Here is a 23916-nt window from a genome sequence, read left to right as displayed (position 1 = left end):
CGGCGCGGATCGGCTGGTCGGCGATCGCCGGAACCGCGGGAGCGCCGGGCTGTGCGCCGGCCGCCCTGGCCGTTGTCTGCGCGGCCGCGGTTCTCGGGGGTCTTTACGTGGTGGTGGCGATCACTCACCAGGTCTTGTCCAGACCTCTCATGTGCACCCGGGCGGCCTGGCTGTCGGTCTTCTCCGGCCGGTGGAGCCGGTCGGGTCCGGTGGCGGTGAGGGTTCCGTCAGCGACCTGAGGGCCGGGCGCAGGAGCGCGGCGATGTGTTCGGGAGGCGCGTCGCGCAGCACGGGCAGCGCGAGGAGCTGATGGCCGATGGTGACACCGACCAGGGCGGTGACGACGAGGGCCGCGCGCAGCTCGGCGTCCTCGGCGGCGTTCTCGTCCTCCTCCTCGGGAAGGGCCCTGGCGATCGACTCGATCTGCCGGCCCATGGCCCGGCGGGCGTGCTCGGCCGCGTCCGGGTCGGTGAGCATCGAACGCAGGGTCGCGAGCGTGCCCTCGGGCAGGCCGCCGAGCTTCATGTCGAGGGTTGTCAGCAGCTGGTCGACGAGAGCGTCGGTGCCGGTGCCGGCATCCGCCGGTTGGGCCGGGCCCGCCTGGACGGCCTCGGTGAACAGCTCGCGCTTGCTGCCGAAGTGCTGCATGACCAGTGCAGGGTCCACCTGTGCGGTGGCGGCCACGGCCCGGACGGTGGTCCGCTCGAAGCCGCGCTCGGCGAACAGCGTACGGGCGCTGTCGAGGATGCGGGCCCGGGTGGCCTGCCGACGGGCGGCACGGGAGAGCGGGGCGGGAGAGCCGGGGCGGTCGGGCACGTGGTCACTCTACAAGCACTCGCTCTACAAGCGTTGACCGAAGCCGCGGACAGTCCTAGAGTCTTCACTCAACAAGCGTTGACTGAATATGGATGATCGCCATGACGGTGTCCGAACCGCCGCTGACCCGCACGCCCCGTGAGGTGCTGGCCCTCTACCGCCAGGCCATGCGCGACAAGTCGGCCGACGACCTGGCGGACCTGTACGCCGTGGACGCGGTGCACGAGTTCCCGTTCACGAGCCCCGGCTTCCCCGCGCGCTACGACGGCCGGGAGGAGATCCGCACCGGATACCGTGCGGCCTGGGGCGCCAGCCCCGTGCGTGTGACGGAGATCAAGGAGGTCGCCGTCCACGAGACGGCCGACCCCGAGGTGATCGTCGCCGAGCAGACGGTGGTCGCCGGTCCGCCGACGGGTGGTACAGGCTTCGATATCCCCGGGCTGCTGGTGCTGCGCGTCCGGGGCGGGCGGCTGGTGCGGGTCCGCGACTACATGGACGGCTACGGGGTGGCCAGGGCCCGGCAGGGGAACGACGGCTGACGGCGCAGGGCGAGTGCCGGCACTCGAACCCAACCCTGGGCACTGCTCAGGACCTGCGGATCAGCCCGGGAAGAGCGTCCCGAGGCCCTCGCCGCTCGACCTACCTCAACTCATCCCGGACGAACTTTTCGAGGAGCGTGAACGACTTGGGCGTACCGCCCGGCTGCGGTTTGCCCTCCTTGCGTCCCGCAACCCGATAGCCGGCGCCGAGGTAGTACGCACTCAGGCGTGCGTTGGTCGCCAGGCAGTCCAGACGAACCAACGGCCGGCCCGCTTCGGCCACGCGGCGCTCCGCGACTCGCAGAAGCTGCCGCCCTGTCCCGGGCGGGACACATCCGTGGTCCACCATCAGCCGGTGCACGTAGCCGGCCGTCGGCGGCTGCGGCCCCCAGGCGTCCTCGTCCTCCCACCAGAGCTCCCAGGCCCCGACCACCCGACCGGCAGCCTCTGCGAGCCATACCTCCCCGCTCTTCATGATCCGGCGGAAGTGGTCCTCGCCCAGCTCACCAGGCTGCCACTGACCGGTGACGCCTTGGGCAAGCATCCAGCGGGCCGCGTCGTCGCGCAGACGCACGACAGCGGCAAGATCGGCGTCGTCAGCGAGACGGAAGCGTAGATCGTTCACGCCACGATCGTGGCACAGGCATCCGCCCCCGCACCGACCGGCCGCAGGGGCCGCCCCTGGAAGAACGACAGACACCTGTCGCCGCCTGAGCGAACCCAACTGATCCACAGGCATTGACCATTACTCCCCCATCCTTTGGGGAGGCCTGACCTCGGGTTCCCGACTACCGCTACATGCCACTGAGTTTCGATGAGCGTTCGGTTGCGGCGCATGTCGTCGGTGTGGAGGACTGTTTCGTGACCAGCCACCCTCCAGAGGGCCTTGTACGCCTGTTGGTACTTGCCGCTCATCGGGCCGCCCGGTCGGCGCCCTCCCTGGACCACGGACCTGGAAACTCGCCGTGCCGTCCTTGTGGATCCGATTCCTGATGATCACTATGGGGCACCACATCGAAAAGGCGGCCATGTCGGGCAACCGAAAGGCCCCTGGCCTGCGTTTCCGCAAGCCAGGGGCCTCTCATGCAAGGGTGAGTGACGGGACTCGAACCCGCGGCATCCTGGACCACAACCAGGTGCTCTACCAGCTGAGCTACACCCACCACGACCGGTAGCGATTCCGTGGTCTCTCCGACCGGCCGAGAAAAAGTGTACAGGGTCCGAAGGGGTGCTCGCGCACGGCTTTACGGGAGTGCCCGCGGGGGCCTCCCGGACGCCTATTCCGCAGGCAGGACGTGCTTGGCCGCGATCGTCCTCGCGGTGTCCGAGTCCGGGCCGGGCTGCGGTACGAAGATGGCCTCGCGGTAGTAGCGCAGTTCGGCGATCGACTCGCGGATGTCGGCGAGGGCGCGGTGGTTGCCGTTCTTCTCCGGGCTGTTGAAGTACGCCCGCGGATACCAGCGCCGGGCCAGTTCCTTGACGCTGGACACGTCGACGATCCGGTAGTGGAGGTATCCCTCCAGGGCCGGCATGTCCCGGGACAGGAAGCCGCGGTCGGTGCCGACGGAGTTGCCGCACAGCGGGGCCTTGCCGGGCTCCTTCACGTGCTCCCGTACATAGGCCAGGACCTGCTCCTCGGCCTCGGTGAGCGTCGTGCCGCCGGCCAGCTCGTCGAGCAGGCCGGACGAGGTGTGCATCTGCCGCACCACCTCCGGCATCGTCTCCAGTGCCTTGGCCGGCGGACGGATGACGATGTCCACGCCCTCGCCGAGCACGTTCAGCTCGGAGTCGGTGACCAGTGCGGCCACCTCGATGAGCGCGTCGTCGGACAGCGAGAGGCCGGTCATCTCGCAGTCGATCCACACCATGCGATCGTTCATGCGACCACCCTAAAGCTGACGTCGCCGTTTGTGGCCCCCGCGGTCGGTGCCGCCGCCTTCCGGGGGCTGCCGCCCCCAGGTCCCCGCTTCGGCCTGAACGGCCTCGTCCTCGGTCGCCGGACGGGCTGAGTGGGGGCTTTTGTCCCACCGGGGCGGGGGGTGGGTGGGCGGAACGCGGAGGCCCCTGCCTACCCGAGGCGGTCGGGTGGGCAGGGGCCGGGTGCGTCCGGGTGCGTCAGCTGCCCGTGCGCGGGCCCGGGAGGCTGGCCGACAGGCCTACCGCCGCTGTCCTGCGGGTCTGCATCGGGAGTACCCCCTCGGGGTACTGGACCGTCAGCGGGCCCGTCGGGGGCATCGGTGCCGGTTCCGGCGTGTCGGCGCGCTCGGCCTGCGGCCTCCTCGCCCGGTAGGCCGCCCGGTACGCCGCCGGGGACGAACCGAGCTGGCGGCGGAAGTGGCCGCGCAGGGCGACGGGGGAGCGGAAGCCGCAGCGGCCCGCCACCTCGTCCACCGAGTAGTCCGACGTCTCCAGCAGGCGCTGCGCCTGCAGGACCCGCTGCGTGATCAGCCACTGCAGCGGGGCGCTACCGGTCAGCGAGCGGAAGCGGCGGTCGAAGGTCCGGCGGCTCATGTACGCGCGTGCCGCCAGCGTCTCCACGTCGAACTGCTCGTGGAGGTGCTCCAGCGCCCAGGCGACGACCTCGGCGAGCGGGTCGGCGCCGATCTCCTCTGGTAAAGATCGATCGAGGTAGCGCTCCTGACCGCCAGAGCGGCGCGGGGGGACCACCAGGCGCCGGGCGAGCGCGCCCGCCGCCTCGTTGCCGTGGTCCGTCCGCACGATGTGGAGACAGAGGTCGATTCCGGCCGCCGTACCGGCGGACGTCAGGACGTCGCCGTCGTCCACGAAGAGTTCGCGTGGGTCGACGTGCACCGACGGATAGCGCTTGGCCAGCGTCGGCGCGTACATCCAGTGGGTGGTGGCCGGGCGGCCGTCCAGCAGTCCGGCGGCGGCCAGCACGAACGCGCCGGTGCACAGCCCGACTATGCGGGCCCCTTCTTCATGGGCGCGGCGCAGCGCGTCCAGCGCTTCTTCGGGCGGTGGCGCGGTGATCGAACGCCAGGCCGGTACGACGACCGTGCCGGCGCGTGAGATCGCCTCCAGCCCATGCGGCGCGGTGAGTTCCAGGCCCCCTGTGGTCCGCAGCGGGCCTTCTTCGCCGCCGCACACCAGCAGTCGGTAGCGCGGCACTCCGGCGTCCTGGCGGTCTATCCCGAACACCGACAACGGTATGGAACTCTCGAAGATGGGACCGCCGCTGAACAGCAGCACCGCGACGATCTCCTTGCGGCGTCGCCCGGAGAGTTTCCGGGCCGCGGCTTCCGGCGCGGCAGTGGAGTCGTGGCTCATCCTGCTAAGCCCCCCTCGGTGGTCGCGGCTCCTCGGTTGTGTCGCTCCTGCACGTTTCCCCTCGGTCCTGCACGAGTCCCCCGCCGTAAGACGTCAAGATCGAATCTACTGGTTTCCGCGGTGTCGCGTTGACCAGTTCGACACGCCGTAGATTGTCGACATGACAACTTGGCGTGAAGCATTCGATCACGAAGCGTTGCACTCCCGGGCCGTGCAGGGAAGTGCGCCTCGTGGCAGTGGCCAAACCGCGTAGGGTGCGAAGGGTCCCGTGGACCCTTTCCGTGCAGGTGGAACGGGGGTTGGGGGGTGGTCGGGGCGCCACTTGCACAGGGGCGGGAAGTTGGCTGAAAAGAAGCGTTCCCGTGCGCGGAAACCGGTCAGTCGACCGGTGTAGTGCCCCTAGTGTGACGTCCACCTCCCCGGACCGCTCCGCGGGGTGCCCGGTGCGGCGCCCGGTGCGGCGCTCCGCGGTGTGTGCCATGGGGTGTGGCGGGCGGTGCCGTGCCGCGCTCCGAGCGGCGCAGCAGGTACCGGCAGGCGGCGGTGACGGCGGCGAGGCCGAGGGCGGTGCCGGCGGTACCGGCCAGTGAGGTGCCGTACCAGAGCAGCACCACGGGGACGAGGACACAGGAGAACGCGGCCCAGCGGACGACGTCACCCGCGCTGTCCTGGGCGGAGTGCGGGTCGGGTTTCGGGCGCGGTCCGGACATGTGCGTATCTCCCTGGTCTCCCTGGCGGTGTCGTGCTCCTGCGGGCTCCCTGGTGGTGCTGCCGCCGGGTTCAACGCGTGTTCGAGCGGTCGGTCACCGTGCGTGGACCCTGCTCCTGTCCGAATCCTGTGCAAACCGCCTGTACGGGGCAGCAACCATTGCGTTACGGGCGCGGCTCGTGCATGCTCCCTGGAACCCCTAACCGACTCCGGGGACGGTCCCCTACGGAGAGTGCGCGGGATCTGGGCCGAGGAGGCGTGCCGCCGTACCCTTGGGGGTATGGGGTTGGGAAGATGTTTCCCGGACACAGCTCCGCCGCACACTGTCGTCCCTCCCACAAAGGATCACAACGCCGAGACAGCCATGGCCGGTCACGAATTCTTCGATCCAGCGGACCGCAAGCGGCCGGTCGCCGACCCCACGGCGGCCGATGCGCTGGCGGCGGAAGAGCCACGCGCTTCCTGCGATCCCGCCTTCAAACACGGAGTGGTCGTCGGCTTCGACGGCTCCACCTCCAGTGAGCGCGCCCTCGCCTATGCGATCGGGATGGCACATCGCTCCCGCGCAGGGCTGATCATCGTCCATGTCGCCAACCGACTGCCGACCACCGTGTGGGCCGGCTGCGAGCCACCCGTCTTCGTCGACGTACCGGACCACCGCACCGAGGTGCTCGGTCTCGAACTCGCCTGTGCCGACTATCTGGCGGAGGTGCCCTGGATCCTCGTCGAGCGCGGCGGAGACATCTGCCACGAACTCGAAGAGGTGGGGCGGGAGTACGAGGCCGACGCGATCGTCGTGGGGTCGACCCACGGCATCGTCGGGCGGATCTTCGGCTCCGTCGCGGGCAGACTCGCCAAGCGGGCCAAGCGGCCTGTCGTTGTCATTCCGTAACTCCGCGTTCTCCCAGGTGAGATGCGCCGTGGGTACGGCCAGGCTCCCTTTGTGCCGTGCGTAAATCTACTCGTGCGTAGAGGTGTTTGTGCCCTTGTGAAGGGCATATACCGGTCACCGCGCACAACTGCACAAAGCATGAAGGGAGCCCGCCGTGGACAATGACGTCTCTGCGGGAAGCGGAACCACTACCGTGGCCGGCCGACTCGCCCTGGGGATCACCCTGTTGGCGTTCGGCCTCGGCACCACCGGCGTGATCGACGATGTCACCACGTCCGACGCCGTGTCAGTCGCCCATTATGTGGGCGGAGTCGCCCTCTTCCTCGTCGGCCTGCTGGCCTTCCGTGACCGTGACACCGTGAACGGCACGGGCTATGTGGCCCTCGGTGCCCTCTGGTTCACCTGGGCCGTCTCGTCCGGCGGCAACGCCTCGGCCAACGCGGCCGGGCTCTTCCTGCTCCTCTTCGCCCTCGTGGCACTGTCGTTGACCCTCGCGGGCGGCGACACGCTCGGACAGGCCATGCACGCGCTGCTGTTCCTGTCGATGCTGCTCCTCGCTGTCGCGAACTTCGCCGACAGCTCCTCGCTGGTCAAGGTGGGCGGCTGGGCCGCCGTGGCGGCGGGGGCGGTGGCCTGGTACGCGGCGACCGCCGCGCTGGCGCACTGGCCGACGGTCCTTCCGAGGCGGGCTGCCGGTCGGGGGGTGACGGCCCACGGCTGATATGGCAGCCGGCGCCGGGGAGTTGGGCGTCCCCGGCGATCCAATGAACGGACCCCTTCGTGGCCTGACGGCACACGCGGGGGTCCGTTCGGTTGTCCGGCGGGTGCGGGTGCGTGGGGGGTTGCTCGCGCAGTTCCCCGCGCCCCTGAAAGAAAGGGGCGCGGGGCTGTATCAATTTGCGGCTCCGCCGCGTGGGCGCGACCAGCCCCCACCGGCCCGCACAAGCAAACGGTCCTACTCCACCGTCACCGACTTGGCGAGGTTGCGCGGCTTGTCGATGTCGCGGCCCAGTGCCTTCGCCGTGTGGTACGCGAGGAGTTGGAGGGGGATGCCCATCAGGATGGGGTCGAGTTCGTCCTCGTTCTTGGGGACGACGATCGTGCGGTCCGCCTTCTCCTGGTGCTGGTGGGCCACCGCCAGGATCTTGCCGCTGCGGGCCTTGATCTCCTCCAGGGCCGCCCGGTTCTTCTCCAGCAGGTCGTCGTCGGGGACGATCGCCACCGTGGGCAGCGCCGGCTCGATCAGGGCCAGCGGGCCGTGCTTCAGCTCGGACGCCGGGTAGGCCTCCGCGTGGATGTAGGAGACCTCCTTGAGCTTCAGGGAGGCCTCACGGGCCACCGGGTAGCCCCGGACGCGGCCGATGAAGAGCATCGAGCGGGCGTCGGCGTACTCCTTCGCCAGCTTCTCGATCTCCGCCTCCTGGTCGAGGATCTCGGCGATCTGGGCGGGCAGCCTGCGCAGGCCGTCGATGACCCGCTTGCCGTCCCGGACCGAGAGGTCGCGGGTGCGGCCCAGGTGCAGGGCGAGCAGGGCGAAGGCGACCGTCGTGTTGGTGAAGCACTTGGTCGACACCACGCAGACCTCGGGGCCCGCGTGCACGTACATGCCGCCGTCCGCCTCGCGGGCGATCGCCGAGCCGACCACGTTCACCACGCCCAGCACCCGCGCGCCCTTGCGCTTCAGCTCCTGGACGGCGGCGAGGACGTCGTACGTCTCACCGGACTGGGAGACCGCGATGTAGAGGGTGTCGGGGTCGACCACCGGGTTGCGGTAGCGGAACTCGGAGGCGGGTTCGGCGTCCGCGGGGATCCGGGCCAGCTCCTCGATCATCTGGGCGCCGATCATGCCCGCGTGGTACGAGGTGCCGCAGCCGAGGATCTTCACCCGGCGCACGGCCCGCGCGTCCCGGGCGTCCAGGTTGAGGCCGCCCAGGTGCACGGTGGAGAAGCGGTCGTCGATCCGGCCGCGCAGCACGCGGTCGACCGCGTCGGGCTGCTCGAAGATCTCCTTGTGCATGTAGGTGTCGTGGCCGCCCATGTCGTACGACTCGGCCTCCCACTCCACGGTGGTCGGCTCGGCCGTCGTCCGGGTGCCCTCGGTGGTGTATGTCCGAAAGTCGTCGGCCTTGAGGGTGGCCATCTCGCCGTCGTCCAGAGTCACTATCTGGCGGGTGTGGGTGACCAGGGCCGCGATGTCGGAGGCGACGAACATCTCCTTGTCGCCGATGCCGAGGACGACCGGGGAGCCGTTGCGCGCCACCACGATGCGCTCGGGGAAGTCGGCGTGCATCACCGCGATGCCGTAGGTGCCCTCGATCAGGCGCAGCGCCTGGCGGACCCGCTCCTCCAGGGTCTCCGCCTGGGAGCGGGCGATCAGGTGGACGAGGACCTCGGTGTCGGTCTCGGAGAGGAACTCGACGCCGTCCGCCTCCAGCTTGCGGCGCAGGTCGGCCGCGTTGTCGATGATGCCGTTGTGGACGAGGGCGACCTTCTGGTCGGCGGACATGTGCGGGTGGGCGTTCACGTCGGAGGGCGCGCCGTGGGTGGCCCAGCGGGTGTGGGCGATGCCGGTGGTGCCCTTGAAGCGCGCGGGGACCTTGGCCTCCAGGTCCCGGACCCGGCCCTTGGCCTTGACCATCTTCAGGCCGGCCGCCTTCGGGGAGGTGACGACGATGCCCGCCGAGTCGTAGCCGCGGTACTCCAGCCGCTGCAGCCCCTCCAGGAGCAGGGGAGCGACATCACGCTTACCGATGTATCCGACAATTCCGCACATATATAGGTGTTCCGTATTCCTCAGCCGTAGACCATGCGGCGCAGCTGCCGGAGGGTGAGCTCCGGCGGGGCGACCGCCCTGTACTTCAGATCCGCCTCGATCCGATCGAAGATCTCCGCGTTCACCAGGCCTTCTGCCTGCAGTTCGCGGTGGCGGCGCCGGACGTAGTCCCCGGTCGTCTCGTCGAAGTAGGCGAGCACGTCCTGTATCACCCGCAGCGCCTCGCCCCGGCTCAGAGGCGTGGACCGCGTCAGATGATCAACAAGTTCGTCGTGCACCCGTAGATCCTGGAGTACGGGATGGCGGTTTAGCAAGAATCCTGCCCGATTCCGGGCAACAGCCTGTTGAATCTCTTATGGGGCTCTGTTCGCAGCCTGTCCATCCTGTGTCTTGCGCCACGTCGTTTGTGGAGACGAGTTTCAGACGCCATGGACATTCCTCGTATGGGCGTACCCGATGAGCTCGCCGAGCGCATGAGCATGGCCGAGCAGCACGAGTACCTCCGCGCCAAGTTCTCCCGGCGCTCCATGATCAGAGGCGGCGCCGTCACGCTCGGCGCCGTCACGGGCGGCTCGCTCGTCATGGGCGGCACGGCCCAGGCCGCCGTCCCCACCCAGTCCTCCGCCCCCGCCACCCAGTACGTCGACGGCGCCTTCGTCGCCCCGTTCGGCCGTCACCTGGCCTACGGCAACGACGCCAGCACGGAGATGACGATCTCCTGGCAGGTCCCGGTCGCGGTCAAGAAGCCCTTCGTTCGCATCGGCACCCACGCCTCGCACCTCTCGGTCAAGATCGACGCCGAGATCCGCACCCTGTACACCCCGGCCGGTATCGGCGCCAGCGGCGACCACACCCAGTACTACGTGCACGCCAAGCTGGCCAACCTCAAGCCCGGCCGCACCTACTTCTACGGCGTCGGCCACGAGGGCTTCGACCCGGCCTCGCCGCAGTTCGCCAGCACCATCGGCACCTTCACCACCGCGCCCTCGCACAAGGAGCCGTTCACCTTCACGGCCTTCGGCGACCAGGGCGTCAGCTACCACGGCCTGGCCAACGACAGCCTGATCCTCGGCCAGAACCCCAGCTTCCACCTGCACGCCGGCGACATCGCCTACGCCGACCCGGCCGGCGCCGGCAAGACCGCCGACACCGGCTTCGACTCCCGCGTGTGGGACCAGTTCCTGGCCCAGACCGAGTCGGTCGCCAAGTCCGTGCCGTGGATGGTGTCGTACGGCAACCACGACATGGAGGCCTGGTACTCGCCGAACGGATACGGCGGCGAGGAGGCCCGCTTCACCCTGCCCGACAACGGGCCGGACAAGAAGAACCTGCCGGGCGTCTACTCCTTCGTCCACGGCAACACGGCGATCATCTCGCTCGACCCGAACGACGTCTCCTTCGAGATCCCGGCCAACCTCGGCATCTCGGGCGGCACGCAGACCAAGTGGTTCGAGGCGCAGCTGAAGAAGTTCCGCGCCTCGAAGGACATCGACTTCATCGTCGTGTTCTTCCACCACTGCGCCTACTGCACCTCCACGGCGCACGCCTCGGAGGGGGGCGTGCGACAGGAGTGGGTGCCGCTGTTCGAGAAGTACACGGTGGACCTGGTCATCAACGGCCACAACCACCAGTACGAGCGCACCGACGTCATCAAGGGCGACAAGGTCGTCAAGAAGCTCCCGATCGGCGAAACGGCCTACTCCGAGACCGAGGGTGTCGTCTACGTCACGGCGGGCGCCGCGGGCCGCAGCCTGTACGCGTTCACCGCGCCGGACTCCTACGAGGGGCACCTGAACGAGGTCGACTCCGTCGCCTCCTTCATCAACACCAAGGACGGCAAGGTCAACGAGACCGTCACCTGGTCCCGGGTGCGTTACCTCAACTACTCGTTCCTGCGCGTGGACGTCGAGCCGGCGCCGCGCGGCCAGTACGCCAAGCTGAAGGTGTCGGGCATCGCCGAGACCGGCGACCGCATCGACCACTTCACGGTGGCCCGCAAGGCCAAGTAAGGCCGGGCAAGACCAAGCAACACCCGTGAGGAAAGGGGCGGGTGGTCCTCGGGCCGTATGAGGATCACCCGCCCCGTCCTTTTCGCGTGCTCTTCGGCCTCACATCCTCTTCAGCACCGCCTGTTTGGCCCTCGCGAACTCCTCGTCCGTGAGCACGCCCTCGCGATGCAGCTCACCCAGTTCGCGCAGCCGCCGCAGCAGCGCGTCGTGATCGGCCTCGGGCTCCTCGGCCGTCGGGGGCGCCTCGGGCAGGGCCGCCGATGGATGCGGCAGCCGCGCCTGCACCGCCGCCGCGACCAGCGCCATCAGCGGATCCCGCTTGAACCCCCACAGTTCCACCGCGTTCGGGTCGTACTTGGCCCGCACCTTGGCCGGAACGCCGCGCACCCGGAACCGCAGATGGCCGTTCTCCAGTCCGGCGGAGGGCTGCCACTCCACGGCCAGGATGTCCGCCAGGGCCAGCGTGCGGGGGCCGGCGGCCGCCTTCGCGTCCTCCGTCTTCCAGTTCCACTCCAGCCGCACCCGCTCGCCGTCGAAGCCCGCCGTGCCGTCCCCGGCGGAGACCGACAGCGGCAGCCGCGGCCCCGGCAGCAGGTACCCGGTCACCGGCGTGCCCGGGACCTGCTCAAGGAGCAGCGCGTCGCGCACCTCGTCCGTGAAGTACTCGGCGACGCCGTACCGGTCCGGCTCCACGGTCAGCTGGTAGGGGTCGTGGATCTCGGCGAGCCGGCCGCCGGTGGCGTGCAGCAGCGGATCGGCGCCGTCCCGCAGCCGCAGCCTCAGCCGCCCCGACCGGCGGCCCTGCTCGAACGAGATGCCCGCCAACGCGCCCAGCGGGACGACCAGTTCACCCAGCGTCCGGCGCAGCACACTGACGTTCCTGTCCCGCCCGGGAGTCAGCCGCAGGGCGTCTGAGTCGAAGGCCCAGATACCGTCCTTCTGGATGATTTCCGCCATGCGGGGATTGTTCCACCGGAAGTACCGCCGGATGGTCTCGACCAATCCCGGTCTCTGGTGAATCCTCTCTGGTGACTCCTTCACCGAGTCACAGCCGAGAAGGGAGCGCATGTGAGACGGCACCACAGAACGACTCCCGGAACTTCCCGCACTTCCCCCACCCCCCGTTTGGCCCGCGTCCTGGGGTCCCTGCTGCTGGTCGCGGCGGCCGGGGCCTTCACGGTCGGCGCCACCCCGGCGTCGCCACGGTCCGTCCCGGTCCCGCTCGACCGGGTCGTCCCGGCGCCCGCCTCGGTCAGCGCGGGCGGAGCGCCGTACCGCATCACCCGTGACACGGCGATCCGCGTCGACGGCTCCCGGGAGGTGCGCCGGGTCGCCGAGTACCTGGCGGACCTGCTGCGTCCGTCCACCGGCTACCGGCTGCCCCTGACCGCGCACGGCACCTCGGGCATCCGACTCCGGCTGGCCGACGGCCCGTTCGGCGCCGAGGGCTACCGCCTCGACAGCGGCCGCGACGGCGTCACCCTCACCGCCGCCGAACCCGCCGGCCTCTTCCACGGCGTCCAGACCCTGCGCCAGCTGCTCCCGGCGGCCGTCGAGAAGGACACCGTGCAGCCCGGCCCCTGGCTGGTCGCGGGCGGCACCATCACCGACCGCCCCCGTTACGCCTACCGGGGCGCGATGCTCGACGTCTCCCGGCACTTCTTCACGGTGGCCCAGGTCAAGCGGTACATCGACGAGCTGGCCCTCTACAAGATCAACGAGCTGCATCTGCACCTCAGCGACGACCAGGGCTGGCGGATCGCCGTCGACTCCTGGCCCCGCCTGGCGGCCTACGGCGGCTCCACCCAGGTCGGCGGCGGCCAGGGCGGCCACTACACCAAGGCCGACTACCAGGAGATCGTCCGCTACGCGGCCTCCCGCTACCTCGAAGTCGTCCCCGAGATCGACATGCCCGGCCACACCAACGCGGCCCTCGCCTCCTACGCCGGCCTCAACTGCGACGGCACCGCACCGCCGCTGTACACCGGCACGGACGTCGGCTTCAGCTCGCTGTGCGTGTCGAAGCCGGTGACGTACGACTTCGCGGCCGACGTCATCCGCGAGCTGGCCGCCCTCACCCCGGGCCGCTACCTCCACATCGGCGGCGACGAGGCGCACTCCACCGCCCACGAGGACTATGTGGCGTTCATGGACCGGGTGCAGCCGCTCGTCGCCGAGTACGGCAAGACGGTGATCGGCTGGCACCAGCTGACCGGCGCGCATCCGGCCAAGGGGGCGATCGCCCAGTACTGGGGGCTGGACGACACGAGCGCGGACGAGAAGGCCCAGGTGGTCGAGGCCGCCCGGAACGGCACCGGGCTGATCCTCTCGCCCGCCGACCGGGTCTACCTCGACATGAAGTACGACGCGGACACCCCGCTCGGCCAGGACTGGGCCGGCCTGGTGGAGGTACGGCGGTCCTACGACTGGGACCCGGGCAACTACCTGGCCGGTGCGCCGAGTTCGGCGGTCCGCGGGGTCGAGGCGCCGCTGTGGACCGAGACCATCGTGACCGGCGCCGACATCGACTACATGGCCTTCCCGCGGCTGCCGGGGGTCGCCGAGCTGGGCTGGTCGCCGGCGGCCACGCACGACTGGGACGCCTACAAGGTGCGGCTCGCCGCGCAGGCGCCCCGCTGGGACGCCCTCGGCATCGGCTACTACCGCTCACCGCAGGTGCCCTGGCCTGCGGCGTAGGCTGAGAGAAGACGACGGGCTCCCCCGAGGACCGTACTCGGGGGAGCCCGTCTGCCCGGATCAGAACCCCGTGACGGGATTTTTCAGGGTTCCGACCAGCTGGAGGGCGCCCGACGGGTCCGCCAGGTCCACCATCTGCTTGTTGTTGCGCAGCTGGAGCCGGTTGAGGCAGGACAGCGCGAACTCGGGCGCGAACATGTCGTACTGCGCGAACTTGCCGGCGAGTTCGGGCGCCGACTCCTGGTACGCACGGGTGACCTCGGCGACCGTCCGCCAGAAGTCGTCCTCCGTCAGGACCCCTTCGGCCGCGAGGTTCGCGGCGAGGAAACGGAAGAAGCAGTCGAAGACGTCCGTGAAGAGGGACAGCAGCTTCTTGTCCTCGGGGACCTCGACGCGCAGCCGCTCGACCGCCGGCGGCAGCACCGCGTCCGGGTCCATGACCGCGATCTCCTCGGCGATGTCCTTGTAGACCGCCCGCTGCACCACGCCGTCCTTCAGGACCAGGATGACGTTCTCGCCGTGCGGCATGAACACCAGGTCGTAGGCGTAGAAGCTGTGCAGGAGCGGGGTGAAGTAGGCCTTCAGATAGGCCCGCAGCCAGTCCTTCGGGGTCAGCCCGCTGCGCTCGATCAGCGCGGCCGCGAAGGACGCGCCCTCGTGGTCCACATGGACCAGGGAGGCCATCGTCGCGAGCGACTCGCCCTCCTGGAGGACCGGCACCGGGCTCTCCCGCCAGAGCGCGGCCAGCATCTTCCGGTACGGCGAGTAGCGGTCGGTCGCCTGCTCGTACTCCAGGTGCCGGTAGCCCACGGCCGCCCGCTCCCGGATGATCGACAGGCCGGTGGACCTGAGCACCGGGTCGTTGTCGATGAGCTGGGCCAGCCAGTCGTTGATCGCCGGGGTGGCCTCCATGTAGGCGGCCGAAAGACCGCGCATGAAGCCCATGTTGAGGACCGACAGGGCGGTCTTGACGTAGTGCTTCTGGGGGTGGCTGCTGTTGAAGAAGGTCCGGATGGACTGCTGGGCCAGGTACTCGTCGTCGCCCTCGCCCAGGCACACCAGGTGCCCGCGCGCCACCTCGGCGGCGAAGGTGACCGTGAGCTTGTTCCACCACTGCCAGGGGTGGACCGGGATGAAGAGGTAGTCGGCGGGGTCCAGGCCCTGGTCGCGCAGGACGCCGTGGAAGCGCCGCACGGTCTCCTCGCCCAGCTCGTCGCGTACGAAGGACTCGTACTCGATGCCGACGCCCGCCGTGAACGCGGCGCGCGAGGTGTGGGCCGCCAGCCAGACCAGCCGGACCGGGCTCGCGGTCTCGGGGGCGTACGACAGGTACTCGTGGACGCCGAAGCCGAGCCGCCCGTTGTTGGCGACGAAACAGGGGTGGCCCTCGGTCATCCCGGTCTCGATGGCCTGGAAACCGCTTTTGACGAGCTCGGCGACCGGGATCTGCGGCTTGGTGAGCTTGTAGCAGGTGCCGGAGAGGGTGGAGGAGATCTCCTCCAGGTAGACCGGCAGGATCTCGTCGCTCAGACCCAGCGAGTCCTTCAGCTCGATGAAGAAGTCGAGGGCGGCGAGCGGGAGTTCGGCGCCGTCGCGGACCCGGCTGACGGAGTCGGCGTCCACCTGCCAGTGGTCCAGGGCCCGGCGGACGGCGGTGAAGCGGTAGCGGGTGAGCCCGTCGTCGCTGCGGACGACATACGACTCCCCGTCCTGCTCGGGGGTGACCAGACGCTCGTGGGCGAACTCCGCGAGCGCCTTGCGTATCAGGAGCCGGTTGGCCTTCTCCCAGCGCTCGGGGGAGAGATGGGCGACCGCGTCTGCGAGGGTCATCCGGACACCGCCTTCTCGAACCGCTCCCGGGTGCAGAAACTCAGCAACGCCTGCTTCTCCGGCTTCTGGATCTCGCCCACGGGCACGAACCCGACGGCCTCGTTCAGCGCGTGCACGGCCGTGTTGTGCACATCCGGCTCGACGACGACCCGGCGGGCCGCCGGATCCTCGAAGAGATGCGCCACCACGGCCGTGATGACGGCCTTGGTGAACCCGTGCACGGGCGTGTCGGTCGCCGGGGTCAGGAAGTGCATCCCGACGTCCCCCGGCTCGGGCTCGTACAGCCCGGCCAGCTCGCGGTGGACGGGGTCGTACTTCTCCATGAGGAAGGCGGGCTCGCCGTCCGCACCGAGCCCCAGCAGCGCGTGATGGTGCTCGTCGGCCGCGATCTCCATGTAGGCCCGCTCGACGTCCTCCAGTTTCGCGTCCTGCATCATCCAGTAGGCCGCCTTGGGGTGTGTCACCCAGCGGTGCAGCAGCTCGGCGTCCTTGAGCGGATCGAGGGGCCGGAAGGTGAAGGTCAGGGTGGCGGTGGCGCTCATACGGCGAACTCCTGGAAGGCGATCGTCTTCTCCACCGGGTAGTACTCCGAGCCGAGCAGCTCGCGGATGATGTACGCGTTCCGGTAGGGGCCCATGCCCAGGTCGGGGCTGGTGATGCTGTGGGTGTGGACGCCGGCGTTCTGCAGGAACACACCGCGGCCGGTGACGTCGATGGCGTAGTTGCGGGCCACGTCGAAGTTGCCGTGCCAGTCGTAGCGCAGCCGGTCCTGGACGGGCTTCAGGAACTCGGGCTCGGCGTACTTGTAGCCGGTGGCCAGGATCAGGCCCTGGGTCTCCAGCTCGTAGTCCTTGCCCTGCTCCTCCTGGCGGAGGGAGAGGGTGTAGGTGCCGTTGTCGTAGGCGGCCGCGTTCAGGCTGGAGTTGGTGAGCAGCCGGGTGGGGACCGGGCCGCCGAGGTTCTTCTGGTAGAGCAGGTCGAAGATCTCGTTGATCAGGTCGCCGTCGATGCCCTTGAACAGGCCCTTCTGCTCTGCGGTCAGCCGGTAGCGGGTCTGCTCGGGCAGGGCGTGGTAGTAGTCGATGTACTCGGGGCTGGTCATCTCCAGCGTGAGCTTGGTGTATTCGAGGGGGAAGAAGCGCGGGGAGCGGGTGACCCAGTTCAGGCGGTAGCCGTGGACGTCGATCTCGCCGAGCAGGTCGTAGTAGATCTCGGCGGCGGACTGGCCGCTGCCTACCAGTGTGATCGACTCCTTGGACTGGAGTTCCTGCTTGTGCCTCAGGTAGCGCGAGTTGTGGATGAAGTCGCCGCCCAGGCCCTGGCACGCCTCCGGGACGTACGGCGGGGTGCCGGTGCCGAGGACCAGCCGGCGGGCGCGGTAGGTGTCACCGGCGGCCGTGGCGACGACGTACAGCTCATCCTCGTACCGGACGTCCGTCACCGTGGTGCTGAAGCGGACGTTGGTCAGCTTGTTCGCGGCCCAGCGGCAGTAGTCGTCGTATTCCACCCGCAGCGGATAGAAGTTCTCGCGGATGTAGAACGAGTACAGCCGGCCCTTCTCCTTCAGGTAGTTGAGGAAGGAGTACGGCGAGGTGGGGTCGGCCAGCGTGACCAGGTCCGACATGAACGGGGTCTGGAGGTGGGCGCCGTCCAGGAACATGCCGGCGTGCCACTCGAAGTCGGGCTTCGAGTCCAGGAAGACGCCGTCGAGTTCGGCGATCGGCTCGGTCAGGCAGGCGAGGCCGAGGTTGAAGGGCCCGAGCCCGATCCCCACGAAGTCATGGATTCTGGTCGGGTTGTCAGGACGCGCGGTCAAGGGACTCTCCCAGGTACTGCTCGGCGTGGCCGGCGATCAGAGCGAGGACGGCGGCGATGTCGGCCGTCGTGGTCTCGGGGTTGAGCAGGGTGAACTTGAGGTAGTGGCGGCCGCCGACCTTGGTGCCCGCGACCACCGCGTCGCCGGAGGCGAACAGGGCCTTGCGGGCGTACAGGTTGGCGCGGTCGATCTCGGCCGGGTCGGTGATGGCCGCCGGGATGTAGCGGAAGACGAGGGTGGACAGGGACGGCTGGACGACGACGTCGAAGCGGGGGTCGGCGGCGAGCAGCTGCCAGCCCTCCGCGGCCAGGTCGCAGACCTCGTCGAAGAGCCGGCCGATCCCGTCGGCGCCCATGGTGCGCAGCGTCATCCACAGCTTGAGGGCGTCGAAGCGGCGGGTGGTCTGCAGGGACTTGTCGACCTGGTTGGGGATGCGCTCCTCGACCATCCGGCGCGGGTTGAGGTACTCCGCGTGGTAGGTGGCGTGGCGCAGGGTCGCGGCGTCCCGGACCAGCACGGCGGACGAACTGACCGGCTGGAAGAAGGACTTGTGGTAGTCGACGGTGACCGAGTCGGCGCGCCCGATCCCGGCGATCCGGTCCCGGTGCTTGAGGGAGGCGAGCAGACCGCAGCCGTAGGCCGCGTCCACGTGCATCCAGACGCCGTACTGCTCGCACAGCTCGGCGATCTCCGGCAGCGGGTCGATGGAGCCGAAGTCGGTGGTGCCGGCGGTGGCGACGACCGCCATGGGCACCAGGCCGTCGTTCTTGCAGCGCTCCAGTTCGCGGGCGAGGGCGACGGTCCGCATCCGCTTGTCGGCGCCGACGGGGACGGAGACCACCGCGTCCTGGCCGAGGCCGAGCAGTTTCGCCGACTTCTTCACGCTGAAGTGGCTGACCTCGGAGGCGAAGATCCGCAGTTTCGCCAGGGAGTCGGTCTTGGACTCCTCCCGGGCCAGCAGCAGCGCCTGGAGGTTGGACTGGGTGCCGCCCGAGGTGAACACACCGTCGGCGGCCTCGCCGAGGCCGATGCGGGCGGTCGTCCAGTCGATCAGTTTCCGCTCGATGAGGGTGCCGCCGGCCGACTGGTCCCAGGTGTCCAGGGAGGAGTTGACGGCGGTGAGCACCGCCTCGCCGAGTACCGCCGGGATGACCACCGGGCAGTTGAGGTGGGCGAGGTAGCGGGGGTGGTGGAAGTAGACGGCGTCCCGGAGGTAGACGTCCTCCAGCTCGTCCAGGACCGCGGTGGTGTCGTGCAGCGGCCGGTCGAGGTCGATGCCGTCGATGAGAGGGGCGAGGGCGTCGACGGTGACACCCGTGAACGGCCGTTCGGTGGTGGCGAGTTTGGCCGCCACCCGCTCTACTCCTTCGGTCACGGAGCGGCGGTACTGCTCCGCGGTCAGGTCATTGAGCAGGTGCGAGCGCATGTGGGGGTCCTCCGGGGACGATCCGTGCGGGGGAGGGGAGCAATCGGCTCCACTTAGGTTAGCCTAACCTAAGTAACGCGACGGAAACGCTGCCCCTCCCGTGACAGCCGTCACTTCGGCCTCGGACTACGCGTCCGACTCGGACTACTCGCCGGATTCCCGGAGCTGTTCCTCCGTCAGGCCCTGTCGCCAGTAGCCGACGAAGGTGACCCGGCGCCGGTCCACCCCCCGCTCCCCGACGAAGTGCCGGCGCAGCTCCTTGACCCGCCCGGACTCACCGGCGATCCAGACGTACGGGCGCTCCGCGGCGGGCAGTTGGGCGCCCCGGATCGCCGCCTCGGCGGTGCCGCCCACCACCCAGTCGATCTCCGCGTCGGCCGCGGTCGCCACGTCCTGGATGTCCCCGGCGCGCGGCACCTCCAGCCAGGCGCGCACCCGGGTGCCGGCGGGGAGGGACTCGAGGATGGCGGTCGCAGCGGGTACGGCGGTCTCGTCGCCCCAGACCAGCACCAGATCGGTGTCCGCGGGCGGCCGGAAGCGGATCGCCCGGTTGTCGGCGACCGCGGGTCCGAGCAGGATCACCCGGTCCCCGGCGGCGGCCCGGGAGGCCCACCGGGAGGCGGGCCCGGCGGGGGATGGGGGTCCCCCCGCTCGAGCGGAGCCGAGAGTGGGGGAGGCTCCCGGTTCGACCCCGTGCAGCACGAAGTCGATGTCGATCTCGTCCGGGCCGCGGCGCAGTTCCCGGAGCGTGTACGAGCGCATCACGGCCCGTACGTCGTCCGGGAGTTCACGCCAGCCCTGCCACCAGCCCTCACCGAGCTCGATCGGCACCGCTGGCTCGGACCGCCCCTCGGCCGGGATGAACAGGGAGAGGGACTGGTCGCGACCGTGGGAGTGGAAGTGCTCCAGATCGGCGCCGGCGAAGGTGACCCGGACCAGGGACGGACCGAGCCGCCTCGTCCGTACGACCTGGAGGGAGAAGAAACGGAACGGGGCGGCTACGGCCGTCGTCATATGAGCTCCTGAGACTCAGGAAGTTGTGTGGACGTGCTCGGGACCGGAGGTCAGCTGACCTTCTTCGCCGTCTCCAGCGCCTTGGCGAGGTTCTCCACCATCGCGACGCACTTGTCGTAGGAGAAGATCGGCTCGGGGGAGCGGGCGATGACCTGGCCGGCCTTGACCGCGGGGAGCTTCTTCCAGGTGGCCTGGGTGATGTCGGCCGGCTGGATGGTCGCCGAGCGGTCGTCCATCATGATCACGTCGGCCTTGTACTTGTCGACGTTCTCCCAGCTCAGGTCCTCGTACCAGCCGCCGCTCTTCTTCAGCACGGAGGCCGACGGCTCGACGAAGTTCACGCCGAGGGCCTTGAAGTACTCCAGGTCCACCGAGAGGTTGGAGCCGGAGACGTAGAACAGGTCCTGGGCGGCCGAGCCGGCCAGCACCTTGATGTCGGGGTGCGCCTTGGCGGCGGCGCGCAGCCGGCTGGACGCCGCCTCGAAACGCTTCTTGGCGTCCGTGACCTTGCTCGCCGTCATGTCCGCGCCGAGCGACTCCGCGAGGGCCCAGACGCGCTGGAGCGGGACGGTCAGCTGGCGGTCGTAGGCCGAGATGCCGACGCTCGGGGCGAGCTTGGCGATCTTGTCCTTGGACTCGTCCGGGACGTACCAGAGGGTGCCGGCGCCGTCGAACAACGTGGTGATGAGGACCTCGGGGGCGAGGGCCGCGTACTTCTCGACGTTGAACTGGCCCCAGGTGTTGCCGAGGACGGTCACCTTGCTGATGTCCATGTCGCCGGCCTGGACGTCGGCCTTGCCGTCCTTGGTCTTCGTCGGGCCGAACACGCCCTTGACGTCGATGCCGTAGTCGTACAGCGCGGCGGCGACGCCGACGAAGGCGACGATGTTCGCCGGGGCCTTGTCCAGCTTCACCGTGGTCCCGCGGTCGTCCTTGAACGTCCAGGGGCCGGACTTGGCGGCCGTCGTCTCCTTGTCGGAGGAACCACCGCTTTTCGCGTCGTCGTCCCCGCAGGCGGCGAGCACGGCACCGAGGCCGAGGGCGCCACCGGCGGCGAGGATGCCGCGGCGAGTGAGGTGGGCTGCTCTGACGTTGGACATAGGTGTGGCTGCTTTCGGACGTGCGGAAACACCGCCGGACAAGTCGTGGATTAGGTTAGCCTAACCTCAGATCTTGTCCAGGGCCGCCCCTGACGCCTTCCGCGCGAGACCGGCTCACGTCTTCCAACTCCCGGACGCATGTGTGTCCTTGCCGTTGCGTGACCGACCCTTGATGCGCGCTGGTCGGCGTGCTCACCTTGTGTGGTGACATACGGCTGGAGCAGACGCTCGCTCGTGTCCCTCTTCGTGGTCTCGGTGGGAGTTCCGGCGGTGCTCGTCCTCGGAGCCGTCACGGGGTGGAGCCATTCGGTGATCGGTACACCGACTTGGGCGGCGTGGACGATCGCGGCGCTGGCGATCTGCGTCGGTCTGCCGCTTGCCTGGGGCTCCACCCCGCTGGGTACCAGAACGGCCACGCACCTCCTGCTCAATGCCTATCGCCGCGAGGGACTGGAGACTGCCGAACGGGAGTATCTGTCCAGGCTGGCCCCTCGCAGGGCCGGGCTTCAGCTGTTCAACCTCGGCCTCGCCCTCGATCGCGCGGGCGATCAAGACGGCGCCCACGCGGTCTACCGGCGCGCGGCGGAGTGCGGATTTCCGCCGGCCATGGCGAACCTGGCGTACGGCCTGAGCCGACGTGGTGAGGAGGACGAGGCGCAGGACTGGTACCGCCGCGCGGTGGAGGCGGGGTTCACGCCTGGTGGTGTGCCGAGGCGGGTGGACGGCGAGTAGGAGACGCTGTGTTGCCGGGGGACGCCGATGGTGAGGAACTTCCGGCGGGCGTCGCCGACTTGGTGGCGGTCGGCTCCGGTGCGGGCCAGGGCGAGGAGGGTGCGCAGGTTCTCCTTGGCGATCCAGGCCGTCAGCGGTGTCTGCCCGATCTTCCCCTCGCCCGGGAGCGTGTTCCACATGGTGGCGAACTGGTCGTTCCGCCGGCCGGTCGCTCGACCCGCGCGGCGGACACCCCGTCGGGGTCGAACAGCAACGTCGTCGTTGGGCAAGCCCGTGGCTCCTGCGCGATCGTTCTGCGTCGGGAACGGAGATGATCACGCAGGTCCACGGGCATCCTGCATCCGGGGCCGTGCCCGAATGCGTCATGGCGATCGGCCGGGTGTGGTTCGCTGCTGGGGTGACTCAGGACTTGGAGACCGTCGTATTCGAATCCGCCGAGGCATTCCGGACATGGCTCGGCGAGAACCATGCCGTCTCGCCCGGCATCTGGCTCAAGCTTCGCAAGAAGGGCCCCGGAATCGTCGCGCTGGACTACGCCCAGGCGCTCGACGTGGCCCTCTGCTACGGCTGGATCGACGGCCAGAAGGCCAAGTTCGACGACCAGTGGTGGCTCCAGCGGTTCACCCGCCGCAAGCCGCGCAGCAAGTGGTCCAAGGTCAACCGGGACAAGGTGGCCGCCCTGATCGAGCAGGGCCGGATGCATCCCCCGGGGCAGGCCGAGATCGACCGAGCCAAGGCAGACGGCCGCTGGGAGGCGGCCTACGACAGCGCGAAGACCGCCACGGTGCCGGACGACCTCACGGCGGCCCTGACCGCCGACCCGGCCGCGGCGGAGTTCTTCGGGACACTGGACCGGCAGAACCGCTACGCGATCCTGTACCGGGTCCAGGACGCCAAGAAGCCCGAGACCCGGGCGCGCCGGATAGAGAAGTACGTGGCGATGCTGGCGAAGGGCGAGAAGCTGTACCCGTAGTCACGGAGAGGGACCGCAGCCGTGTAGTGCCTTGGGGTCCCGGCGCGCCTGCGGCCCCGGCGGCAGCCGCCAGGCGCCCTCACTGAGCGTAACGAAACGTCAGACGCCCTGAGCGGGCGCACCGCTCAAGATCGAAGACCCACGAACCCACCTGCGACTTGTGCGGAAGGACTGTGCATCCTGGACGCTGTGACGAACCCCGAAGGCCCGTATGTGAGCAACCCTGACTGGTCGACCCCCTACCAGCCGTTTTGCTGCGAGCTTTTATGCGATCGGACGTCCGGGCCGGAGTCCCGGCAGGCACCGCATCCGATCGGCATCGTCACTTTCTGCGTTCGATGATTACTCTGTGTATGGTCTTCTCATGGCCGCTCCCAGTGCCGTCCGCCGGCTCCTGCTCGTCACCGGCTTTCTGGTGCTTGTGCAGGCGGGGGTCGGCTTGGTCATCAATCTCTACGGCCTCTTTCCGGTTCACCATCGGGGCTCTCAGGCGGGGGCCCCTCGTATAAGGGCCTACGAGAGCTTCGCCTGGGCGGTCGGGCACGGCACCTTCGCCCTTGCCGTGCACACCGCGCTCGGCCTCGTGCTCGTCCTGCTGTCGATCGTCGCGGCAGTGCGCGCCGTGCTGCTCCGTCGGCGCGCGGTCGCGTTCTGGACCGTGCTCGGGGCGCTCCTCGTCATCGGTGCCGCTGCGTTCGGTGGGAGCTTTCTCGCCCACGGCAAGACCCTCAACTCACTGCTGATGGCCCTGTTCGCGCTGAGCGCCGAGCTGTGCTTCCACCTCGCCGTCGACCTTCTGCCTTCCGGGCGGCACGGAGCTGTGGCCACACTCCGTTGAGGTGCGCCGCGTGATCGGCAACGCCTCACGCCAGGGTGACGTGCATGCAGAGGGCGTAGGACCGGCCGTCCGGTGTTGTGGCCTGGGGCAGGTGCTCGCGTGCGGTCGGACAACCGCCGAAGTAGCCGCCTGGCCTCACCGACTCGCCGAGTGCCAGGTGGAGGCCTGGGCGAGCGCGGTGGGATCCGTTGGCGGAAGCCGCGGGGCGGTCAACTGATCGTTTCCGGCCCCCAGTGCTCAGGTCCCACTCCGCGCCAGTCGATCCACGGTGACTCGGCCACCTCCGCCGGGTCGATCTCCAGCCCGGCCCGGCGGAGGAACTCCGCGATGTCGACTGCATGGTGAGCCAGCCCGAGGATCACGCCGTCCACGCGCACGCGGCGGCCCCCCGTGGGCGACGGTGGATGCACGGTCACACGTATCGGTCCGGGTATGCCTTCGGGATCATCCGGGACATGCGGACC

Annotated in this window: 23 protein-coding genes and 1 tRNA gene; 7 read left to right on the top strand and 17 right to left on the bottom strand. The window is 69.4% G+C overall.

Going from position 1 to position 23916, the window contains the following annotated elements; translation table 11 throughout:
* Positions 1 to 147: 147 nt before the first annotated feature.
* Positions 148 to 816 (bottom strand): TetR/AcrR family transcriptional regulator, encoded by a 669-nt coding sequence (locus tag ACFWXC_RS12970; protein ID WP_384477535.1) that lies wholly within the window; start codon positions 814 to 816, stop codon positions 148 to 150.
* Between the two features lie 101 nt (positions 817 to 917).
* Between ACFWXC_RS12970 and ACFWXC_RS12965 the strand changes: the two genes are divergently transcribed.
* Positions 918 to 1355, top strand: a complete 438-nt coding sequence (locus ACFWXC_RS12965) for a nuclear transport factor 2 family protein (RefSeq protein ID WP_384477533.1) — start codon at positions 918 to 920, stop codon at positions 1353 to 1355.
* Between the two features lie 100 nt (positions 1356 to 1455).
* Here ACFWXC_RS12965 and ACFWXC_RS12960 read toward each other — a convergent pair whose 3' ends face one another.
* The 5 genes from ACFWXC_RS12960 to ACFWXC_RS12940 form a co-directional block, all read right to left on the bottom strand.
* Positions 1456 to 1980 carry a GNAT family N-acetyltransferase gene (locus ACFWXC_RS12960; RefSeq protein ID WP_384477530.1) on the bottom strand — a complete coding sequence of 175 codons (525 nt, stop codon included), beginning with the start codon at positions 1978 to 1980 and terminating at the stop codon, positions 1456 to 1458.
* A gap of 465 nt (positions 1981 to 2445) precedes the next feature.
* A tRNA-His gene (locus ACFWXC_RS12955) sits at positions 2446 to 2518 on the bottom strand.
* 114 nt (positions 2519 to 2632) lie between these two features.
* Positions 2633 to 3235 carry an oligoribonuclease gene (gene orn, locus ACFWXC_RS12950; protein WP_384477527.1) on the bottom strand — a complete coding sequence of 201 codons (603 nt, stop codon included), beginning with the start codon at positions 3233 to 3235 and terminating at the stop codon, positions 2633 to 2635.
* Between the two features lie 235 nt (positions 3236 to 3470).
* Positions 3471 to 4643, bottom strand: coding sequence for a helix-turn-helix domain-containing protein (locus ACFWXC_RS12945; RefSeq protein ID WP_384477524.1), 1173 nt, complete (start codon positions 4641 to 4643; stop codon positions 3471 to 3473).
* 377 nt (positions 4644 to 5020) lie between these two features.
* Positions 5021 to 5353: a hypothetical protein gene (locus tag ACFWXC_RS12940; protein WP_384477521.1), complete on the bottom strand. Its 333-nt coding sequence runs from the start codon at positions 5351 to 5353 to the stop codon at positions 5021 to 5023.
* A gap of 363 nt (positions 5354 to 5716) precedes the next feature.
* Here ACFWXC_RS12940 and ACFWXC_RS12935 point away from each other — a divergent pair, with 363 nt between their 5' ends.
* Both ACFWXC_RS12935 and ACFWXC_RS12930 read left to right on the top strand, forming a co-directional pair.
* Complete coding sequence (locus tag ACFWXC_RS12935; RefSeq protein ID WP_384477518.1) at positions 5717 to 6244, top strand: universal stress protein; 528 nt, start codon at positions 5717 to 5719, stop codon at positions 6242 to 6244.
* A gap of 154 nt (positions 6245 to 6398) precedes the next feature.
* Positions 6399 to 6965, top strand: a complete 567-nt coding sequence (locus ACFWXC_RS12930) for a GPR1/FUN34/YaaH family transporter (RefSeq protein ID WP_384477515.1) — start codon at positions 6399 to 6401, stop codon at positions 6963 to 6965.
* 234 nt (positions 6966 to 7199) lie between these two features.
* Here the strand turns inward: ACFWXC_RS12930 and glmS are convergent, their stop codons facing one another.
* Together glmS and ACFWXC_RS12920 are read right to left on the bottom strand one after the other, a co-directional pair.
* On the bottom strand, positions 7200 to 9017 hold the full coding sequence (glmS, locus tag ACFWXC_RS12925; protein WP_384477512.1) for a glutamine--fructose-6-phosphate transaminase (isomerizing): 1818 nt from the start codon (positions 9015 to 9017) through the stop codon (positions 7200 to 7202).
* 20 nt (positions 9018 to 9037) lie between these two features.
* On the bottom strand, positions 9038 to 9295 hold the full coding sequence (locus ACFWXC_RS12920) for a hypothetical protein (protein WP_384477509.1): 258 nt from the start codon (positions 9293 to 9295) through the stop codon (positions 9038 to 9040).
* Positions 9296 to 9460: 165 nt separating this feature from the next.
* Here ACFWXC_RS12920 and ACFWXC_RS12915 point away from each other — a divergent pair, with 165 nt between their 5' ends.
* Positions 9461 to 11026 carry a purple acid phosphatase family protein gene (locus ACFWXC_RS12915; protein WP_384477506.1) on the top strand — a complete coding sequence of 522 codons (1566 nt, stop codon included), beginning with the start codon at positions 9461 to 9463 and terminating at the stop codon, positions 11024 to 11026.
* 99 nt (positions 11027 to 11125) lie between these two features.
* Here the strand turns inward: ACFWXC_RS12915 and ACFWXC_RS12910 are convergent, their stop codons facing one another.
* Positions 11126 to 11983, bottom strand: coding sequence for a DUF4429 domain-containing protein (locus ACFWXC_RS12910; protein ID WP_384477504.1), 858 nt, complete (start codon positions 11981 to 11983; stop codon positions 11126 to 11128).
* A gap of 111 nt (positions 11984 to 12094) precedes the next feature.
* Between ACFWXC_RS12910 and ACFWXC_RS12905 the strand changes: the two genes are divergently transcribed.
* Positions 12095 to 13723: a beta-N-acetylhexosaminidase gene (locus ACFWXC_RS12905; RefSeq protein WP_384477501.1), complete on the top strand. Its 1629-nt coding sequence runs from the start codon at positions 12095 to 12097 to the stop codon at positions 13721 to 13723.
* A gap of 60 nt (positions 13724 to 13783) precedes the next feature.
* Here the strand turns inward: ACFWXC_RS12905 and ACFWXC_RS12900 are convergent, their stop codons facing one another.
* The 7 genes from ACFWXC_RS12900 to ACFWXC_RS12870 all read right to left on the bottom strand — a co-directional run bounded on the left by ACFWXC_RS12900 (position 13784) and on the right by ACFWXC_RS12870 (position 21820).
* Complete coding sequence (locus ACFWXC_RS12900) at positions 13784 to 15553, bottom strand: IucA/IucC family protein (RefSeq protein ID WP_384477498.1); 1770 nt, start codon at positions 15551 to 15553, stop codon at positions 13784 to 13786.
* Positions 15550 to 16095 (bottom strand): GNAT family N-acetyltransferase, encoded by a 546-nt coding sequence (locus ACFWXC_RS12895; RefSeq protein WP_384477494.1) that lies wholly within the window; start codon positions 16093 to 16095, stop codon positions 15550 to 15552. The genes ACFWXC_RS12900 and ACFWXC_RS12895 overlap by 4 nt, the downstream gene beginning before the upstream one ends.
* A complete protein-coding gene (locus tag ACFWXC_RS12890) occupies positions 16092 to 17369 on the bottom strand; it encodes a lysine N(6)-hydroxylase/L-ornithine N(5)-oxygenase family protein (RefSeq protein ID WP_384477491.1) in 1278 nt (425 codons plus the stop codon). Before ACFWXC_RS12890 ends, ACFWXC_RS12895 begins: the two co-directional genes overlap by 4 nt.
* Positions 17353 to 18795 (bottom strand): lysine decarboxylase DesA, encoded by a 1443-nt coding sequence (desA, locus tag ACFWXC_RS12885; RefSeq protein WP_384477488.1) that lies wholly within the window; start codon positions 18793 to 18795, stop codon positions 17353 to 17355. The genes ACFWXC_RS12890 and desA overlap by 17 nt, the downstream gene beginning before the upstream one ends.
* A 144-nt stretch (positions 18796 to 18939) precedes the next feature.
* Complete coding sequence (locus ACFWXC_RS12880) at positions 18940 to 19809, bottom strand: siderophore-interacting protein (protein WP_384477485.1); 870 nt, start codon at positions 19807 to 19809, stop codon at positions 18940 to 18942.
* A 50-nt stretch (positions 19810 to 19859) separates the two neighbouring features.
* Positions 19860 to 20909, bottom strand: coding sequence for an ABC transporter substrate-binding protein (locus tag ACFWXC_RS12875; RefSeq protein WP_384477482.1), 1050 nt, complete (start codon positions 20907 to 20909; stop codon positions 19860 to 19862).
* Positions 20910 to 21478: 569 nt separating this feature from the next.
* Positions 21479 to 21820 carry a hypothetical protein gene (locus ACFWXC_RS12870; protein WP_384477480.1) on the bottom strand — a complete coding sequence of 114 codons (342 nt, stop codon included), beginning with the start codon at positions 21818 to 21820 and terminating at the stop codon, positions 21479 to 21481.
* 185 nt (positions 21821 to 22005) lie between these two features.
* Between ACFWXC_RS12870 and ACFWXC_RS12865 the strand changes: the two genes are divergently transcribed.
* Positions 22006 to 22614 (top strand): YdeI family protein, encoded by a 609-nt coding sequence (locus tag ACFWXC_RS12865; protein ID WP_384477896.1) that lies wholly within the window; start codon positions 22006 to 22008, stop codon positions 22612 to 22614.
* A 364-nt stretch (positions 22615 to 22978) separates the two neighbouring features.
* Positions 22979 to 23452 carry a hypothetical protein gene (locus tag ACFWXC_RS12860; protein WP_384477477.1) on the top strand — a complete coding sequence of 158 codons (474 nt, stop codon included), beginning with the start codon at positions 22979 to 22981 and terminating at the stop codon, positions 23450 to 23452.
* A 209-nt stretch (positions 23453 to 23661) separates the two neighbouring features.
* Here the strand turns inward: ACFWXC_RS12860 and ACFWXC_RS12855 are convergent, their stop codons facing one another.
* Positions 23662 to 23886, bottom strand: a complete 225-nt coding sequence (locus ACFWXC_RS12855) for a hypothetical protein (protein WP_384477894.1) — start codon at positions 23884 to 23886, stop codon at positions 23662 to 23664.
* Positions 23887 to 23916 lie beyond the last annotated feature (30 nt).

This window comes from Streptomyces sp. NPDC058683, from assembly GCF_042716195.1.
In the GTDB taxonomy this organism is placed as follows: Bacteria; Actinomycetota; Actinomycetes; order Streptomycetales; family Streptomycetaceae; genus Streptomyces.
Note: the sequence above shows the minus strand (reverse complement) of the source record. Positions and strands in the feature narration are given on the sequence as shown.

Bases quoted from the DNA above. Each gene is read 5' to 3' on its own strand.
- desA (WP_384477488.1), bottom strand. From the start codon at position 18,795: ATGCGCTCGCACCTGCTCAATGACCTGACCGCGGAGCAGTACCGCCGC.
- ACFWXC_RS12940 (WP_384477521.1), bottom strand. From the start codon at position 5,353: ATGTCCGGACCGCGCCCGAAACCCGACCCGCACTCCGCCCAGGACAGC.
- ACFWXC_RS12935 (WP_384477518.1), top strand. From the start codon at position 5,717: ATGGCCGGTCACGAATTCTTCGATCCAGCGGACCGCAAGCGGCCGGTC.
- ACFWXC_RS12875 (WP_384477482.1), bottom strand. From the start codon at position 20,909: ATGTCCAACGTCAGAGCAGCCCACCTCACTCGCCGCGGCATCCTCGCC.
- glmS (WP_384477512.1), bottom strand. From the start codon at position 9,017: ATGTGCGGAATTGTCGGATACATCGGTAAGCGTGATGTCGCTCCCCTG.
- ACFWXC_RS12860 (WP_384477477.1), top strand. From the start codon at position 22,979: ATGGCCGCTCCCAGTGCCGTCCGCCGGCTCCTGCTCGTCACCGGCTTT.
- ACFWXC_RS12945 (WP_384477524.1), bottom strand. From the start codon at position 4,643: ATGAGCCACGACTCCACTGCCGCGCCGGAAGCCGCGGCCCGGAAACTC.
- ACFWXC_RS12865 (WP_384477896.1), top strand. From the start codon at position 22,006: ATGGCGATCGGCCGGGTGTGGTTCGCTGCTGGGGTGACTCAGGACTTG.
- ACFWXC_RS12915 (WP_384477506.1), top strand. From the start codon at position 9,461: ATGGGCGTACCCGATGAGCTCGCCGAGCGCATGAGCATGGCCGAGCAG.
- ACFWXC_RS12895 (WP_384477494.1), bottom strand. From the start codon at position 16,095: ATGAGCGCCACCGCCACCCTGACCTTCACCTTCCGGCCCCTCGATCCG.
- ACFWXC_RS12880 (WP_384477485.1), bottom strand. From the start codon at position 19,809: ATGACGACGGCCGTAGCCGCCCCGTTCCGTTTCTTCTCCCTCCAGGTC.
- ACFWXC_RS12910 (WP_384477504.1), bottom strand. From the start codon at position 11,983: ATGGCGGAAATCATCCAGAAGGACGGTATCTGGGCCTTCGACTCAGAC.
- orn (WP_384477527.1), bottom strand. From the start codon at position 3,235: ATGAACGATCGCATGGTGTGGATCGACTGCGAGATGACCGGCCTCTCG.
- ACFWXC_RS12870 (WP_384477480.1), bottom strand. From the start codon at position 21,820: ATGTGGAACACGCTCCCGGGCGAGGGGAAGATCGGGCAGACACCGCTG.
- ACFWXC_RS12965 (WP_384477533.1), top strand. From the start codon at position 918: ATGACGGTGTCCGAACCGCCGCTGACCCGCACGCCCCGTGAGGTGCTG.
- ACFWXC_RS12900 (WP_384477498.1), bottom strand. From the start codon at position 15,553: ATGACCCTCGCAGACGCGGTCGCCCATCTCTCCCCCGAGCGCTGGGAG.